Annotated in this window: 10 protein-coding genes and 4 riboswitches; all 10 genes read right to left on the bottom strand. The window is 54.6% G+C overall.

Going from position 1 to position 18286, the window contains the following annotated elements; genetic code table 11:
* Positions 1 to 10: 10 nt before the first annotated feature.
* The 10 genes from ACZ481_RS04085 to ACZ481_RS04040 all read right to left on the bottom strand — a co-directional run bounded on the left by ACZ481_RS04085 (position 11) and on the right by ACZ481_RS04040 (position 18102).
* Positions 11 to 352, bottom strand: a complete 342-nt coding sequence (locus ACZ481_RS04085) for a hypothetical protein (protein WP_464768900.1) — start codon at positions 350 to 352, stop codon at positions 11 to 13.
* 321 nt (positions 353 to 673) lie between these two features.
* Positions 674 to 856: riboswitch (cobalamin riboswitch) on the bottom strand.
* Positions 857 to 963: 107 nt separating this feature from the next.
* Positions 964 to 1146, bottom strand: a riboswitch (cobalamin riboswitch).
* Between the two features lie 316 nt (positions 1147 to 1462).
* Positions 1463 to 1643: riboswitch (cobalamin riboswitch) on the bottom strand.
* Positions 1644 to 1715: 72 nt separating this feature from the next.
* The gene (locus tag ACZ481_RS04080; RefSeq protein ID WP_464768899.1) at positions 1716 to 2873 is read right to left on the bottom strand and encodes an adenosylcobinamide amidohydrolase; all 1158 of its coding nucleotides are present in this window, start codon (positions 2871 to 2873) and stop codon (positions 1716 to 1718) included.
* 87 nt (positions 2874 to 2960) lie between these two features.
* Entirely contained in the window at positions 2961 to 6074 is a 3114-nt protein-coding gene (locus ACZ481_RS04075) for an efflux RND transporter permease subunit (protein WP_464768898.1), read from the bottom strand.
* Entirely contained in the window at positions 6071 to 7318 is a 1248-nt protein-coding gene (locus ACZ481_RS04070) for an efflux RND transporter periplasmic adaptor subunit (protein WP_464768897.1), read from the bottom strand. Before ACZ481_RS04070 ends, ACZ481_RS04075 begins: the two co-directional genes overlap by 4 nt.
* A gap of 157 nt (positions 7319 to 7475) precedes the next feature.
* Positions 7476 to 8735, bottom strand: a complete 1260-nt coding sequence (locus ACZ481_RS04065; RefSeq protein WP_464768896.1) for an ABC transporter ATP-binding protein — start codon at positions 8733 to 8735, stop codon at positions 7476 to 7478.
* A gap of 6 nt (positions 8736 to 8741) precedes the next feature.
* Entirely contained in the window at positions 8742 to 9773 is a 1032-nt protein-coding gene (locus ACZ481_RS04060) for a FecCD family ABC transporter permease (protein ID WP_464768895.1), read from the bottom strand.
* 267 nt (positions 9774 to 10040) lie between these two features.
* Positions 10041 to 10219, bottom strand: a riboswitch (cobalamin riboswitch).
* A gap of 60 nt (positions 10220 to 10279) precedes the next feature.
* Complete coding sequence (locus tag ACZ481_RS04055) at positions 10280 to 12229, bottom strand: TonB-dependent receptor plug domain-containing protein (RefSeq protein WP_464768894.1); 1950 nt, start codon at positions 12227 to 12229, stop codon at positions 10280 to 10282.
* A 100-nt stretch (positions 12230 to 12329) separates the two neighbouring features.
* Positions 12330 to 16055, bottom strand: a complete 3726-nt coding sequence (gene cobN, locus ACZ481_RS04050; RefSeq protein WP_464768893.1) for a cobaltochelatase subunit CobN — start codon at positions 16053 to 16055, stop codon at positions 12330 to 12332.
* A 33-nt stretch (positions 16056 to 16088) separates the two neighbouring features.
* Positions 16089 to 17120 (bottom strand): FecCD family ABC transporter permease, encoded by a 1032-nt coding sequence (locus tag ACZ481_RS04045; RefSeq protein WP_464768892.1) that lies wholly within the window; start codon positions 17118 to 17120, stop codon positions 16089 to 16091.
* The gene (locus tag ACZ481_RS04040) at positions 17095 to 18102 is read right to left on the bottom strand and encodes an ABC transporter substrate-binding protein (RefSeq protein WP_464768891.1); all 1008 of its coding nucleotides are present in this window, start codon (positions 18100 to 18102) and stop codon (positions 17095 to 17097) included. The genes ACZ481_RS04045 and ACZ481_RS04040 overlap by 26 nt, the downstream gene beginning before the upstream one ends.
* Positions 18103 to 18286: the final 184 nt, after the last annotated feature.

The raw sequence follows: 18286 nt of genomic DNA, 5'->3' as shown, positions 1-18286 counted from the left end.
CCCCTTGTGCTTATCCCTGACTTATAATCCTGATACGGAATCCGGTAAACGCATTGCGCAACTGGAGCATAAAATTACGCTCCAGCAGCGTTTTGTGCATGGCCTGATCTGTCAACAGCCACAATGTACCGTTGCAGGTACGCATATCTACCAGGCTTTCAATATATCTTGCAAAATCAGTGGGGACCATAGATTCTTGTAAGCATTCAAGGCCTGCCGACACAGCCTTGTCGTGGATTTTTATCCGCTTTGTCAAAGCAATAAACGGCTCGATGCTCAATGACGCGGAAATAGGGATGATAAGGTTTTCCTCCTGACTCGCGGCCGGTGACGCCACACTATGCATGATCATTTCAACCCCTCCTAGCTTGTATCTCCAGCAAATGGGTCGCCCTACCCCTGCTTTGCCATAGGAATTAGGGCAGCCTGACTCACTGGATAAGCCCGGCTTATTAAGTAAGCCTTGCTTTATATATTTGAGGGCTTGAACCTTCTCCCCGCAGCTCTCAGAACGGGAACCGCGTAGCTGAAGTCAGTCTCTGCCTCGGGATAGCAAAAAACCTCCCTGAGCATGTCAGCGAGGCTGGTTAAAAAAGCAATCAAAAACGCCCCCGGCTAAGGCCGTATGGCAATGATTCTTAATTAATCCCCTCCCCATCGCTCGTGGGTAAAACCGGTGATTGTCAGACAGGCAGTTCTCCTGGCTCCGGCTCATGGCTCGGCCAAACCTTCCCAGAACTAACGTCCCAGTGGCATATCTTGGCTTCACTCCCCGTTACAGTGGCGGGACCGCGCCGGCAATTTCACCGGTCTTCCCTATTAAGCCCCGCAGGGCACCTGTCTCAATCTTATTCACTTGACAATAATAAACCCCTCCAGCGACATGCGGGAGGGGTAGTTTATGAACAATGGCATAACAAATAAACTGCGCCATTAATCCCCTCCCCATCGCTCGTGGGTAAAACGGTGACTGTCAGACAAGCAGTTCTCCTGGCTCCGGCTCATGGCTCGGCCAAACCTTCCCAGGGCTAAACGCCCCAGTGGCATATTTTGGCTTCACTCCCCGTTACAGTGGCGGGACCGCGCCGGTATTACACCGGTCTTCCCTATTAAGCCCCGTAGGGCACCTGTCTCAAAGATGAGTATTAAGTTGTCAGGCTGTATTATCACCCGGAAACATACTAACACAATATTGCCGGTTAGTCAATTTTGTTTTTCCCTTAGCCGTACCTGCCTGGAAGGACCGGCCGGCAAAAAAAGAAAGGGTCGTAACGACCCCGTGCCAAGAGGGCACAACATCTATGAATCACAAGAAGGAGGAGTATATATTAGAAAACTCCCGGCTGCCATTTAGCCGCCGGGAGAGATTCTACAGGATACCAAATATAAACTCCTGGTTAATAACCAGGAGCAAACTTCAGTGAAAGCACTGTAATTCCCTCCCCATCGCCCGTGGGTAAAACCGGAAACCGTCAGCTAGGCAGTTCTCCTGGCTCTGGATCACAGCGTGCCAAACCTTCCCGGGCGTAACCTCCCAGTGGCATATCTTGGCTTCACTCCCCATTACAGTGGCGGGACCGCGCCGGCCTTACACCGGTCTTCCCTATTAAGCCCCGCAGGGCACCTAACTCCATTATGAAATTAAGAAAACGTGGTTTTTTTCACTAACTATTATGATCCTATCATGTTGCCTATGGACCTGTCAACAAAAATTTTCACCGGCTTATCCGGTCGGCCACAATCCTGACCACCAGTCCGGACCAGGCCCGGACGCTGGGCTCCAGCTCATCGGCGGCCGTCAGGGGCGATAATACCCCATATTTGCCGGCTGTCAGCCGCAATACATCATTGCCGGCCCGGGTCAGTTCCTCGCCGCTCAGCAGCTGCCACTGGAACTGATCCAGCAGGTGCACATACAGCGAGGTGCCGGTTACCAGGTCCGGGTCTTTGTCCACTTGGCCCAGGGCTGTTGCAAAACGCGGTTTGTCAATAAGCCCGTATTCCTGCTGATAGTGCTGATACAGCGTATCCTCCGTCACGCCGTAACGGTTTAGCCGCCGCAGCACACTGTGCTGTCTTGCCGGCGACAGTCCGGTCTGCCGCAGCAAGGCTTCTTTAACAGCCTGCTTTACTGTCCGGCCGATCAGTTCTCCCAGTTTGGAATGCTTGCCTGTATCTTCCAGATATAGTGAAGACCCCGGATTAGTGATCACAATAGTCTGATCGGTCCCCGAACCGGTAGCCAATCCGGTCGAATACCTGCTGCCGGCCATGAGTTCCTGTAAAGCAGCTGTCTTGGCCTCAGTGCAGGTCACCAGCGCCCTGGCCACTTTGCCTTGGGGAATATCAGCATCAATAACCAGCATAATGTTAATAGTCCCTGGCTTATGCAGGGTTGTCCTTTTCCCGGGATTAAAATAGTCAGCAGGATCTCCGGCCCGGCCGCCGTTGCCTTCCACCCCGCCGGTGACAATGGCTGTCACCGTCAGGCTCTGGTAGCTTTCGGTCTGAATGGCGACATTGGTCATAGAAGCAGCCGTCCCCATGCCGGTGACCTGACCGGGATTAAACCCCAGCGTTCCGGCTACACTCCCCAGATAATCAAGATAGGTCGCGGCGTCAACATTGGTCGCGGCTTTCATGTCATGATTAAACACCGCTTTCAGGTTGTTACTGTAGCCGCCATTAAGCAGGGAGGTACTCAGCACATCCCTGGGGTTATTAAAGGCAACTACAATACTGGTATCCTGCCGGTAAACGCGATCACCTGTTGACAGGGTATAGAGCTCCACCCGCTCACTGCCGAGGCAGGGAACAAAGCTATAACATAAAATAACAACAAGCAGTAGTCCCAGTCGCACATAACTTTTCATTGTCTTCCTCCCCTAATTAGCCGGTTGCCCGGCTTATTTCCTGTATCCATAATAAAACCACGTCTCTGTATCAGTAAGTTACTCCTACTAATTGCAGCGGGTCAGTTTCTTTACACAGCCACTGGCGCCGGCCAGCCAGGTCCGTACCGGATGACGCTGGCAAAACAGGAATACAATCGGGATAACAATCAGGGTAAACACGGTCGAGGACAGCAGGCCGCCAATCAGTACCCAGGCCATGCTGACCCGGGTTTCGGCCCCTTCATTGAGGGCCAGGGCGGTGGGCAGCATACCGACGATCATCGTCAGGGTGGTCATGAAAATCGGTTTTAACCGGGCCTTGCCAGCCTCAAGCAGGGCATCATAGGCACTCAGCCCCCGGTTCATCAGCGTCAGGGTATAATCAAGCAGCAAGGTGCCGTTTTTCGCCACCAGGCCGTCCATGACCAGAAATCCAATCAGCGAATACACATTAATGGTATTATGGGTAAGCAGCAGAAACAGCAGCGCCCCGATCAGCCCCAGCGGCAGTGACAGCATCCGGATAACCGGCGTGAAAGCCGATTCATACAACACAGCCAGCAGCATATACACAAGCAGTAGGGATAATAACAGCGCCTGCATAATCTCGCGATAGCTGCTGTCCATGTTGGTCGCCTGGCCGCCAAAGCGGTAGGTAACGCCGTCGGCCAGCGGCTCGTGTTTAAACTGACGGTCAATCTCCTGCAGGACTTCCTTAAGCGGGCGGTCGGTGATACTGGCCTGAACCAGCACTGACCGTTGTTTGTTGACCCGGGTAATGGCCGTCGGCCCCACCCCTTCCTCAATCCGGGCTATATCCCCCAGGAACACGGTGTTGCCTGCTGTTTTCACCGGAATGGCTCCCAGATCGGAGGCCTTAAAGCCGTCGCTGTCTTTCAACCGGACAACAATATCCGTATCCCGGCCGTTGTTGTGACGGTCATTGGCCAGTACCCCGGCTTTTTTGCCGCTGATGGCACCGGCGAAGGCCTCTCTGACATCATTGACCGAGGTATGAAAAAATTTCAGCTTTTCCCGGTCAACTGTCAGCTTATATTCAGGGACGCCAACCCGGTAGTTACTGCGGATATCTTTCAGGCCGCTGATCCTGCCCAACAGGGCCTGGGCCTTGTTAGAAGCCGCAATCAGGTCCTCCATATTCGAGCCCAGCAAATAGATGAGTACCGGTGAATGCTCCAGCGAGCCGCCCATGGAAACGCCGGCCACAGAAGATTCCGTCTCGGAAATACGCACTGAGGCCTGCCCCAGATTCCGGCGGGCGAAGTCCCTGATTTGATCGGTAATCTGCCAGACACTGCGGCTGCGCTCCCGCTTATTCACCAGCTGACCTGTCAGCCGGGCGGTATTGCTGTTGCTTTCCCCCACATAACTCAGGCAATAGGTGACCTCCGGGATGGTTAGGATATAGTCTTCCAGCTCAGCCACAACCGCATCGGTCATCTCCAGATTTTGCCCCACCGGCAGCTCCACATTGACCCGGAAACTGCTTTCGTCAGTCCGGGGCATATATTCGGCCCCGATAATGCCGGCAGGTATTAAGGCAACAGTCGCCGCCAGCAGGATAAGTATGGCGGCGACAATTCGCCGGCCATGAGCCAGGCTCCACCGCAGCAGCCGCTCATAGCCGGCAATCGCGGCTTGTTCCAGCCGGTCTATATATAGCCACAGGGCGCCATGGCCCCGGGTTTTCCGGTCTGAATACAGACGGGCCGCCAGCATTGGGGTTAAAGTAAAGGATATAAACAGAGAAAACAGCGTGGCAAACACAATCGTGAGCGCAAACTGCCGGAAGTACTGGCCGGTAATATCGGTCATAAACGCAATCGGCAAAAATACGACCACATCACACAGGGTAATGGCAATCGCAGCCAGGCCGATTTCATTTCGCCCGTTTTCAGCCGCCAGGGCGGGCGTTTCCCCCATCAGCAGATGGCGATGGATGTTTTCCAGCACCACAATCGAATCATCAACTAATATCCCGATACAGAGCGCCATCCCCATCAAAGACATCATGTTGAAGGTGAAGCCGGCCAGGTACATAACCAGAAATGTCGCAATAAGCGAGGTAGGTATGGCAACCATTACGGCAACCGTTGACCGCCAGCCGCGCAAAAACAAAAACAGAACCAGGCCGGTGGTTATAATCCCCTCACCGAGGGTAGTCAGCGTATTTTTCAGGGAATTATCGATATAAGTGGCGTCATTGGCCACAACGATAAACTGGTAGTCCGGGTATTCATCGCGCAATGAGGCCAGTTGCTCCTGCACCGCCTGCACGGTCCGGACGATATTGGCATCACTGTTTTTATAGACCTGCAGGGCAACAGCTTCATCGCCGTTGACCCGGCTGTACTGGGTCGGCCGGCTGTCCTGTGCGCTCACCTCGGCGATTTCAGTTAACGGAATAGCGGCGCCGGCGCTATTGGCAACATACAACCGCTTGATCTCGTCCGGCGCTGCATAACGAGCCGCCAGTCTTACATCGCTTTCCGTATTGTCTGTATACACCAGACCCGCAGGCATAAGCAAATTCTCTTCTTTGAGACGATTGACGATCTGGGCCAGTGTCAGCTTGTACAATACCAGTTTATCCCGTTCTACCAGCACAGCCAGCTCTTTCTCCCGGCCACCGCCGAGAGTTACGTCTGAGACCCCGTCAGCCCGCTGCAGCCGCTCTTTAAACACCTGATCGGCCTTGCCATAGATATCCGCCAGGTCATATTTGGCTTTAACGGCGATTTCCATAACCGGCATGGCATTGGCATCACGCCGGATAACCACCGGTTCATTGATCTCATCAGGCAGGTTTTTTCGCACCCGGTTGACTGCCTTGGAAGCATCAATGGAAACCACATCCACATTAGCCATTAAATCAAATTCGAGAATAACAGTAGCCTTTTCCGGCCTGGCGATGGCAACCATCCGCCGCAGCTGGGAGAGGGAGGAAAGACCTTGTTCCAGCGGCTTGACAACGCTCTCCTCCATCTCTTCCACACTGGCGCCCGCATAGTCAACAGTAACCGTAACATAGGGATTATTCAGGGCCGGCAATAACTCAACGCCGATGCGCAGGAAACTATACAGGCCAAGAACGACAAACAACAGGACAATCATGGTGATGCCCACAGGCCGCTGAATCGAGAAGCGGGTGATATTCATGCATCCACCTCAACGAAGCTGTCCGGTTTGAGACGGGCTATATTGCTGGCCGCGACCCGCTCGCCGGCCCGGATTCCAGCCAGGATTTCGACAAAATCATCATTGCGCCGGCCAGGCGTCACCAGGCGCTGTTCGACCTGGTTATTCTCCTTGATAACAAACAGGTAATGCTTGCCGTTTTTCTGCAGCACGGCGGTTTTCGGCACAAACAGGGTATGCGGTCTGAGCATAATCTCTGACCGGGCCTGGGCAAACATGCCGCTTTTTATTGCCCCGTCCGCTTGCGCCAGCAGGGACCTGACAGTAAATACCCGGGTTGTGCTGTCACTGGCCGGGCTGATATAAATAACAGTGCCGGGATAGTCCCGCCCCAGCGAGTCAATGCTGAACTCCAGCTTCATGCCGGCCCGGATATGGGCTGCATACTGCTCCGATACCTGACAATCAACGTAAATCGTGCTGTTGTCAACGATGGTCAGCAGTTTCTGGCCTGCTTCGACAAATTCCCCGGTCTCTACCTGCCTGTACCCGACAATACCGGCCCGGGGAGCCCGCAACACCATATCAGCGCGTTGCTGTTCCAGCAGTTTAAGACTGTATTCGGCCCTGGCCAGCGCGGCCTGTTTTGCGGCCAGCACCGCCGGCTGCCCGCCGTCCATAACCTGCTCCCGTAAGGCGGCAAAGGCAGTCCGGGCATTAATCATTTGCTGCCTGGCGCCCTCAAGCGCCTCACGGGAAACGGCCCCTGTGCGGTACAACTCCTCATACCGCTGATAATGGGCCAGATTGCGCTGATAATCCGCATCAGCCTGCTGATAGCCGGCGTCATAAACGGCCCGGGCCTCGGCGCCTTCAGCCCGGGCCTGCCTGATCACAGCTTCCGTCTGGGCAATGGCTAACAGGATATCCTGCATATCCTGAACCGCTAACACCTGACCGGCAGCAACAGCCTGCCCCAGTTCCACCTGGACCTGAGCAATGCGGCCCGAATACTTTGCTCCTATATCCACCTGCGCCGCCGCAGCCGTCTGCCCGCTCAACACTACCCTTGTCAGCATATCACGGGGTTCAACAGTCACCGCCGTCACCAGCGGCCTGACCGTACCACCCCTGGCAGACTGCGGGGCATCCTGTAGCTGCGGGTAAAAAAAATGACCAATGCCGGCAGGAATTAGGGCTGCCAGCGCAATGGCCGCCAATAACCACCGTTTTTTATTCGCCAGTATTTTTCGTATTGTCAACATGTTCACTCCAGCAGCAGCTTTACCTCATGTAAATCAACTGACTATTGTAATGCCGATCCCATAATCAGTAAACGTTGCTTTATATTACTCAATATAGCCTTTTCAAGGAGCCTCCTCCGCTCCGCTTACGTAAACAGGCAAGAGGTAGCGCTGCTGATTAAACAGTTTTTTCGGCTTCATACAGGTTGTACATTTCATGATAGAAGGCAGAAGTAGACATAACCTTCACACCCTTTTTGGCCAGCAATTGCCGGTACAACGCGGCCGCTCTGCCGCCGGTATAATCGCGTCCGTCAATGGGGCTGTCTTCGAGAACGATTAATTTTTCCGCCTTCATAGCCGCCTCCAGATTGCCAAGATTGCTGTGGCCGACATGCAAGCTGCATAATACCGTCACATCAGCCCGGGCCACAAGCCTGTCATTTTCAGCAGCAGCGGCCGCGTCACTGTCGGCGAAAGGCTTGGTGATCACATACTCTCCGGCAAAGATCCTGGCTGCCTCTGCATCGCTGTCGCCCTCAGCGACCACACCCACACTAACCTGAAAACCGGCTGTCGCCAGCCGCCGGATTACCGGACAGCCGCCGCCGCCGCCGGCAATCACGTGCACCCGCGGCAGCTGTTCGTTCTTGTCCCGGCGCAGGCCGGCAAATACCTCCACACTGCCGGTAACCGGGTTATGGACGACCTGTACCGGCAGTCCGTACGCCTGCGACAAATGCTCCCTTGTCAGTACAGCGGTGGGCGGACCGTCAGCCAGCAAGCCGCCCCGGCCAAGCAACAACAGCCGCGAGCAAAAACGGGCGGCCGCACTCAGGTCATGCACGACCAGCAATATGGTTTTTCCCTGATGGCAAAGGCGCTGACAAAACCGGAATATCTCTTCCTGATATACAACATCCAGGCCGGTCATCGGCTCGTCCAGAAACAGGATCGGGGTCTGCTGAGCCAAAACCTTAGCCAGCAGCACCCGCTGCTTCTGCCCGCCGGAAATATTGGCCAGCGGGATATCGGCCAGGTTAAGCACATCGGTATACTCCATACTTTCGCAAATGATTTTCTCATCCTCAGGGCTTTCGCTCTGCCACCAGGAAAGATATGGGTAGCGGCCGGCGGCAACAACCTCTTTGCTGGTATAGCCGAAACCAATCTCGACTGCCTGCTGCAAAAAGGCAACCTGCCTGGCCAGTGTTTTTTCGGAAATAGTCCCCACCTCCCGGCCAAACAATTCTATCCGGCCCCCTTGGCGGGGCAGCAGCCCCCGCATGGTCCGCAGCAGGGTACTTTTACCGGCCCCATTGGCACCAATAATACCAATAAGCTCCCCCTGGCCAACAGAGAAGGATATGTCCTGCAGCACGGTTTTTTTCTCGTAGCCCGCACATAAGGCCTGCACATTAATAATCACACGCTTCATAGCCCCTTACTCCTTTCTCTGCGCCCGGCGCAGTAAATATAGAAAATACGGGGCTCCCACCAGCGCGGTTATAATACCGACGCGAATCTCGATGACGCCGAACAGGCTACGCCCCAGCGTATCACAGATCACCAGAAAAGTGCCGCCGGCCAACAGGCACGCCGGCAGCAGCAGCCGGTGGTCGGGTCCGACAATAAACCGCATCATGTGGGGAATCACCAGTCCGACAAAGCCTATACTGCCGCTGATACAAACCGCCGCCGCTGTGGCTGTAGCCGCTAACCCGAGAAAAATCAAGCGGTAGCGGATGACATGGAGGCCAACACTGCGGGCCTCGGTTTCCCCCAGGGCCAGAATATTCAAATGCCGGGCCATAAGAAATAAAATAATAACAGCCGCCACGATGGGGCCGGCGGCAAGGGTAATATGCTCCCACCGCCGGTAGTCCAGCCCGCCGACAATCCAAAACAGATATTCCCGCAGCCGCTGCTCATTTAAAATCATCAGCACAGCGTTCGTCAGGGCGCCGGTAAAAGAATTGACCGCAACCCCGGCCAACAGCAGAACCATGACCGGAATCCGGCCCTGCCGGACGGCCAGCAGCAGAATGATGCCTAAAGCCAGGACAGCGCCGATCACGGCAAAAAAGGGCATGACATATAAACTTGCCCCGGTAATCCCCAGAGCAATGGCAATAACAGCCCCCAAAGACGCGCCGCTGGACAGGCCAAGAATGCCCGGCTCCGCCAGGGGATTGGAAAAAATACCCTGCATTACGGCCCCGGACACGGCCAGCGCAGCGCCAACCAGCAAGCCGGCAATAATCCGGGGCAGCCTGATATGCCAAATCACAGCATAGGCCTCAGCCAGCTTTGTGTAATCACCGCTTCTAAAATCGGTGCCGCCGGCGGCAATAGCCGAGTAGACCGTGGCGGGCGAATAGAAAGTCTGGCCAAAACAGAGGCTGCCCACAGCAGTGAGTATACAAACAGCCACTAACAGGCTCCACTTGGTTCGGTTACTCCATTTCTTCATCATCCAGCTCCTTTATCTTCTATAGGTAAGCCAATAAGGAGCGGCCGGCTTTGCTGGCTTTACTACACAAGTCCGGCCACCGCCTAACCTGTATACAAGTTTGGCGAACCGGGTATTCTGGTTGCACCTGATTCGCCAGCAGTAAAAAAACCTCTTCGCCTGGAGCGGAGAGGTTTGTCAGCCAATATAGAACTGCCAATATCGCCGGACGTAAACAGCGACCGGAAACGGCGTGTCCTAAAATCCCCTCCTCATCGCTCGTGAGTAAAAACGGTGATTGACAGACAGGCAGTTCTCCTGGCTTTGTTCATCGCTCCTCCAAACCTTCCCAAAACCAATTGCTTCAGTGGTATATCTTGGATTCGCTCCCATTACAGTGGCGGGACCGCGCCGGCATTGCACCGTCTTCCCTATTAAGCCCTATTGGCACCTGACTCAACATATTTAATTGTGGCGCAATTTGTAAATATCAATACAAATATAGCATTCTAAGACAAGTATTGTCAATTTTAAAAAGTGTAATTATAGCTGAGCACCCAGTTAAAAGGCAGGTCCAGGGTTTCATATTTGTTCAGCGAATTGTCCCGGTCCAGCATATTATACAGATTCAGGGTAACGGTTTGATTCGGCTCCGGCTGATACCGGACTGTTCCATTCAACTGGATGCGGTCGGCAACATCGCCAAGGGCCCCGTTGATTTTATAGGAACTCACTTCCCGGTCCCCCAGATAGAGGAAATTCAGATTGGTCAGCCATTTATCCTTGTTATAAGTTACGCCGGCAGTTGTCTGGATTCTGCTGTTGCACTGCACCCAAAGCCCGCTTTCATTGTTCTCGGGATTGGAGTAGCTCAGACCGACATTATATTTCCAGTTGTCATTAATAGTTTTCACATATTCCGCTTCCACCCCGGTATTGCGGAAATCACCGGCATTGGTCATGTAATCGGTTAGGTCAGGATTTTTCTTCCAGACAAACTGATCCTTTATATCGAGATGATACATGGCCAGCTTAAAGGACTGGCTTGGATCAATCATCTTCTTCAGCCCGGTTTCATAACTCCAGCCCTTCTGAGGCTTCAGCCGGTTGAAATCGGCATTCTGCTTGGAGAAATACTGGTTGATTGCCGGCATCTGGAACGACTTGCCAATATTGGTGTACCAGGTGGTATTAGCATTGATCTTATACAGGGTCTGAAGCTGCGGCAGGAGGGTATTCTCCGTTTTGGCATAGTCATCAATAAAATGCTCCCGCAGACCCAGGATTGTGCTAAACCGGGGAGTAGCCGCATAGGTATAGGAACCGTATACGGCCAGACTATTGCGCATGGCATTTTTGCGGACCGCAGCGGCATCAGTGGAGGGATCGTGAAAATGCTCTCTCGCCAGGGTTACTCCGGCAATCAGGGTATCAAGGTTGTCCCGCAGGTCCCAGGTTTTCTGGCTGTCCCAGTTTATGCTGTACATATTGTACCGCTCGCTCAGCTTCCAGGAGCGGGTGGAATAGTTATACTGATCGGCATAGCTGCGCCGTTTGTTAAAGGACAGCACCGATTTAACCTGGTCGCCTTTATTATCATAGATTAGATTGACATTATTGCGGATATCATCATATTTGTACAAAAGCGAACGGGTGCCGGCCCCATTAAACCGGGGGCGGTTTGTCTGCAAATCGGTGTAGGTCCAGTTGAAATTGAGCTCATCACTCAACTGCGCCGTATAGTAAAAGCTGTCCTTGGTGCTTTTATCCAGGCCAAAGGGCAATACAACCGAGTTATCAGAGGCCTTTGTGAGATTGGCTCTGGCCATCCTGTCAATACTGCCGATGTAGTCGCGGCTTACATAAAGGGCGCTGTCGCCTAATTCGGTGCTTACTGACCAGTTGTTATTATAGTTGCCGCCACTGACGCCCAGAGTGGTCTGCTGGCCGGCCCCCGGTTTTTTAGTAATAATATTAACAACCCCGGCTAGCGCTTCCGAACCGTACAGCGTAGAGCCCGCCCCCCTAAGAACCTCAATTCTTTCGACTGCAGCTACGGGGATGCCGGTAGTGCTGTTGTAGTTGAGCAAATTAAGCGGGGCGCCGTTGACCAGCACCAGCGTGCCCTTATCCAGGCCGCGGACAATTGTCCGGCCCGCCGTCATGCCATATTCTGTGCCTGCCGGCCCAAAGGCGATGCTGTTAATGCCGATCGTATGCTCCAGCGCGTCAAACACATTGACCGCACCGCTTTCTTTGAGCATTTCGGCAGTAATAACCGTTACGGCCGCCGGGGTATTCAGGTCCTGAACCTCCCGCCGCTGCGCCGTGACCACTACCGATTCCAAAGAAAAGCTGGCCGGGTCCTCTTTTGCTGCCGCCAGGGCTGGCCCGCCGGTTAGCAGCATATTGCCCGCTAATAGGCCTATGGCAATTTTTCCCCATAAAGCCGGTGTCGTCCTGTTGTTTTTTCTGTTCATTGTCTAACCCCTTTCGCATTTTCGAGTATGTATAGTAATCAATGATTCGCCTGTTTACAGGGACAAAATGATTGCAGTTATGCTCAACATAAACCGGCAGTTACGGATCGGCCCGTTCCTCCAGTTCCCCCTCGATTGCAAGGTACAACCGCTCCAGTTCCTGTTTCGTTGCCGGCTCGGCCTGCCACATCCCGCGCCGCTCAGCTTCCAGCAGTTTTTCGGTAAGCCGCTGCAAAGCCCAGGGATTAACGGTCTGCATCCATTGCTGTATACTGTTGTCAAGAGCCAGTTTAGCAGCCAGGCTTTCATACATCCAGTCGCGCATAACCTCGCTGGTCGCATCCCAGCCAAAGCAGTGGACGACCAGGGCTGCCAGATCAGCCGCGCCTTTATAGCCATGCTTTTTCATACCTTCAATAAATTTTGGATTTAGGGACTCACCCCGCAGTACCCGCCTGAATTCCTCCTCCAGGCTTCTGGTTTCCGTATGGCTTTGATCGGTGCTGTCGCCGATATAACAGCGCGGCGCCTTGCCGCGTATACTGCGCACAGCGGCATTCATACCGCCGCAATAGGCATTGAAATCGTCAGAGCTGAGTAAATGAACCTCATGATTGTCAATATTTTTTATGGTAATGTCAAGCGTCCCCAGCCTTTGCCGGAACAGCTGCGGCAGGAATTCCCCCTGCCGGCCCGAGCCGTAGGCATGGGCGCCCCAGCGCACATATACCTCGGCCAGGTCATGCACATTTTCCCAGTTTCTGGCCTCAAGCAGTGCCGCCACTCCGGCCCCGTAACCACCGGGCGGACAGCCAAAAATCCGGTAGCCGGCCTGCTGCCAGGCCAGGTCCTGGTCAACCCCCTGCGCCGCCAGGGCGGCGCTGTCCTGTTTCATATGCTTTCTGACAAAATTCATCTCATCCGGTTCATCCAGGGCGGCGACAAGGGCCGTCGCTTTTTCCATCAGCTCGATCGCATGAAACAGTGTATCGCGGAACAGGCCGCTGACCCGGGCCAGCACATCAATCCGCGGGCGCTTTAATTCCGGCAGCGCAATAGCCTCTACCCCTGTAACCCGCCGGCTGCCTTTCTGCCAGACAGGCCTTACCCCCATCAGATAAAGCAGTTCGGCCAGACACTGGCCGTTGGTCCGCATATTCGCATCAGACCACATTACGATACCAATGCTTTCCGGATACTCTCCCTCTTCCGCAATATAGCGGCCTATGACCTGTTCGGCCAGCGTTTTGCCGGCTTCCCAGGCAGCAGGTGTCGGCAGATTACCGGGATCGGCCCCGTAAAAATTACGGCCGGTCGGCAGGATATCGGCCCGGCCATTGGTTGGCGAACCGCCCGGACCGGGTTCGACATACTCGCCGTTTAAAGCCCGCAGGGTGTTGGTGATTTCCTGCCCTGTGGCTGCCAGTTTGACCGACAGCTCCTCGCAGATATAACGCAAAACCACGGCGAGATCGCCGGCGTCAGTGCCGGTAAGGCTGAGTTTCCTGATCTGCTGCAGCTTACATACTTCAGCCACAGCAGCTTCGGCAAACTGATTTTCCTGCAGATACTCAACAATAACCCGGCATGTATGCCAGATACCATCAGCCAGTTCAGCATAAGTGCAGCTGCCGTCAGGCAACAGCTCGCCACTTTTTTCTATCAGCTGATAATAATCATAACCCCAGGCCCGGGCCAGCACCTGGGGGAGGGCCGGCACGGAACCGTTGGCCACGCTGGTGAGGGCCAGAATATATTCGGTAAGATTTTCGGCCTGCGGCGCCTGTCCCAGCGTGTGGAGCCCAACCCGGATCTGCATGTGCTTTAAGCTTTCCAGATACATATGGATACGCAGGATATAGTCGTCAGGCGGCTCCCCTGCCAGTCTGGGCACATCCTCAGCCAGATGCAGGGCCGTTATTTTCGCTTCAATCTGTTCGCAAACCAGGGCGGTAGCGGCTGATTGGGCTGTTTTGTAGTGGGCATACTCATCCAGCAAGGCCTCCAATTCGGCTAACTCTTCATACATGCCGGCCTGGCTCACCGGCGGACAGAGGTGGCCGATCAGACAGGCGGCGCCCCGCCGTTTGGCCTGGATTCCTTCGCCGACAATAGTAACATAGTAGGGATAAATATTCGGCAGAGACTGTAACGCCAGTTCAGGATAACAGGTAGACGCCAGCCCGGCATTTTTCCCCGGCAGCCATTCCAGCGAGCCATGAGTTCCCACATGGATAACCGCATCAGCCTGCCACACATCCCTGATCCAGGCATAAAAAGCAAAATAATGATGGGGTGGCGGACAGGTCGGGGAATGCAGAATCTTGCCGGCATCCTCACCAAAGCCCCGCGGCGGCTGCACCGTAAGCAAAATATTGCCGTTGATCTGTCCCGGCACGAGCAGGCTGTCGCCGGCAACAAACACATCACCGGGCGGCAGCCCCCACTCGCGGATCAACTCATCGCGGGTCGTATCCGCCAGACCGGTAAACCAGGTCTTGTAATCATCCTGGCTCACCTTGCCGGCCACGCGCTGTATTTGCTCATCGGTAAGAAACCGCCGGTCATTGGTAACGCCGGCCACTAAGTCTTCCATAAGCTCGCCGCCGCTGGCCGGCAGGGTATCGACACGATATCCGTTTGCCGCCATTGCCTGCAGCAAACGGGCTGCGCTGGCCGGGGAATCAAGCCCCTGGGCATTGCCGATATTGGCATTGGTCGGGGGATAGTTATGAAAAATAATAGCGACTTTTTTCCGAGCATTGCCTTTCTGCCGCAGTTTAGCCCACTTTTCCACCTTACAGGCCAGCGCCGTTACCCGCTCCGGCACCGGCAGATACCGGGCTTCGCCATAACTGCCGGCTTCTTTACTGGAAACGACCCCGCCGTGAATAACACCGTCAAACTCCGGCTGCACCACATTGACAGACAGCTCCACCGGGCCCAGGCCGACAAAACCGGCCTGCCACGCCGTTTGGGAGCGCAATAGATTATAGGCCTGGATAACAGGCACATTCAGGTTGGCTAAAAATCCGGTCTGATTCTGCCTGCTTTTGGTCAGACTGACCTTAAAGGTGTTAATCACAGCTGAGACGACAACCTGCTGCTGCCGATAAAGAAACTTTTCTACAGCCTTGCTGATGCCTGCTGCCGCCAGCTCCTGATTATCCTCCCACAGCCCGAATACCGGCAGGGCAGCAAGCCCCCGGTCCGCCAACGCGCTGATCAGGGCGTCAATATAGGCCGTATCCTGCCATATCCAGGATTCGCGGGAAAACAGGATGCCCACCAGCGGCTGGTTTGGCGGGCAAAATGCGGCTACATACCCGGCGGTTGAAAGCACTCCCGCCGGTTCCCTGGCCGAAGGATGATAGAGCCCCTGCCAGGCAAGGGCCTGCGGCGGCTTGCAGGCGCACGTATCCCGGCCGGTTTTATGCTGCAGCCATAATAAAAGGTTTTGATAATTACTGCTGCCGCTAAACAGGATATAATCGCGGATTTTCTTGATTTCCTCGCTGCTGAAACCATGAACCCGGTCGGCATTGTTGCCGGCAGTCGACATAAAGGCGTATAAACCCTTGTTTTCGCTGTCTAACAAGACAAGAGCCCTAGCCGACAACGCACATTCATAAACCGGTCCCTGCCACAGGAAAACGACAGCATCGGCTTTTGTCAGCATCGCAGCATATTGCTCTGACCAGGCAACACTGTCATTGAAGAAAAAAATCCGCAGCTCCGACCAAAGCAGGTTATGTTCGGTAAGATACCGCCCGGCCTGCTGCAGCATCAGCCATTGCCGCTCGACATTCGTAAATATAAGTACCATAATCCAACTCCTCTGCCTTCAGGTGGCCTGTGACTACTGTCTCGGCATTGTTCTCAACAGATATAAAAAGTAAGGTACGCCCACCAGGGCGGTCATAATGCCGGCGCGTATTTCAGCCGGACAGATCAGCACCCGCCCCAGCGTATCGCACAGCACTAAAAAGGCGGCGCCGGCCAGGGCACTGAAGGGAAGCAGGATACGGTAATCCGGCCCCACCAGCAGCCGGGCGATATGGGGTATGATCAGGCCGACAAAGCCGATACTGCCGCTGACGCAGACTGCCGCAGCCGTAATCAGGGAAGCAAGCAACAGGATCAGCAGCCGGAAAGGCATAATCGCCATACCGACAGCTCTGGCCTCGGTTGCCCCCAGGGCCAGAACATTCAGCTGCCGTGTTAATAACAATAAGCCGGCAATCCCGGCGCCGATAGGCCAGGCCGCCATAACAACATGCTCCCAGCGCCGGAAATCAAGGCTTCCCACCATCCAAAACAGGTACTGCTGCAGTTTCTGTTCATTCAGGCCTGTCAAAATGCCGGCCGTCAGCGCTCCGGCCAGAATACTGACAGCCATCCCCGCCAGCAGGAGCGGCATAACCGGCAGCTTTCCCTGCCGCACAGACAGCAGAACCGTCAGGCCGACTGCGGCAGCCGCGCCGGTGAAAGCGAAAAACGGCAACGAAACCAGTTGGGTAAAACCAATACCGGCCGCGATGGCAATAACCGCGCCGGTAGCGGCGCCACTGGTAACGCCAAGCAGGCTGGGATCGGCCAGCGGATTGCTGAAAACCCCCTGCAGGACAGCCCCGGCTACGGCCAGGGCGGACCCTACCAGCAGGCCGACCAGGGTCCGCGGCATACGTATATGCCACAGGAGCGCCTGCTGCTCAAAGGTAAAATCAGCGGCACTGATGCCTGGTATATACAGTTGATAAGCCAGCACCGCGGCCGCGCCGGTTAAGGGAATATCAACCTGCCCCAGCGTAAGGGGCAGACCTGTCACCAGTAAGCAAAAAACAAACAACAGCAGAATTTTACTCTTATTCCGGGTGCATAGCTTCAACATGATGCCCTTCTTTGAAAAAAAGTTCTGGATAAGCGGCTCTGGCCAGTATTTCGATACTTTCCACAACATGGTGCGAACCAACATAGCGATAGCGGTCGGGAATCAGCACGACCTGGTTATTGCGGACTGCAGCCACCTGCTGCAGGGCCGGGTCTGCCATAATCTGCCGCCGGTAGCCGTCAACATCACTCCGGCCGTCAAAATTCCAGGTAGGCAACAAAAACAGGTCAGGATTTACGGCAATAATCTGCTCTTTGGACAGCCGGTTATCGCCCTGTTCCATGCTGCCGGCCCCTTTCCGGGCAGCCCCGTTACGCACGTGGGCATAATTGAATATATCGGCCAGGAGATTGTTTCTGTTGCCGATAACCCCCGTAAAGTCAAAAGCCAGGCCGCATTTTCTCTTATTGGCGGTCACCGGCGCCAGTATTGCTGCCAGGCGCTGCAAACGTTGCTCCATGTCGGCAATCAGCAGCCGCCCTTTTTCTTCCTCGCCCACCGCTGTGGCAACCGCTTTTATTCTCGTTTTTACCTCCGGCAGGTTTTTGGGACTTTTGGATATAAACACGGCAATACCGGTGTCTCTCAGGGTTTGTACCGCTTCCGGCCGCAGGGTGCCGGCTGTTGTAATAATTAAGTCCGGCCTGAGCGCAATCAGTGCTTCCGCATAAGGGACGGCCCTGTTGCCGACGGCGGCGGCCTGGCCGGCGGTAATGAAAGTAATGCCCGGATCGTCAGCCCAGCGGCTGAAAGCAAGAATCCGGTCTGTGTCCACAAGCGCTACCAGCAGTTCGTCCACACTATAGGCCAGCGATACAATACGGTGCGGCTTTTTCGCCAGCACCATGGTGTAGCCGGTGTCGTCGGCTACGGTATAGCCCGTACCGGCGCCGGCTTCCTGCCCGGCAAGCGGCCTGGCGGGACAGCCTGTCAGGAGCAGACAAAGCAGGCCACTTATTAATAAACACAATAGCTGTTTCATTGTTATTCCTCTTATTTCCGTCATTGCCGGCAACTTCTACTTATAGGCCGGTTTTGCAGACCGCCTGGAATCGGTAAAGCAAAACCCTCCCTGAACATGTCCAGGGAGGGTTTTGCAAACAAAAAGATGCCTTATCTGACTGGAAAAACAGCCAAAATGCATGCTAATCCCCTCCTCATCGCGC

It is taken from the genome of Sporomusa intestinalis, assembly GCF_055383785.1.
The sequence above is the reverse complement of the archived record's forward strand: the minus strand, read 5'-3'. Positions and strand labels throughout refer to the sequence as shown.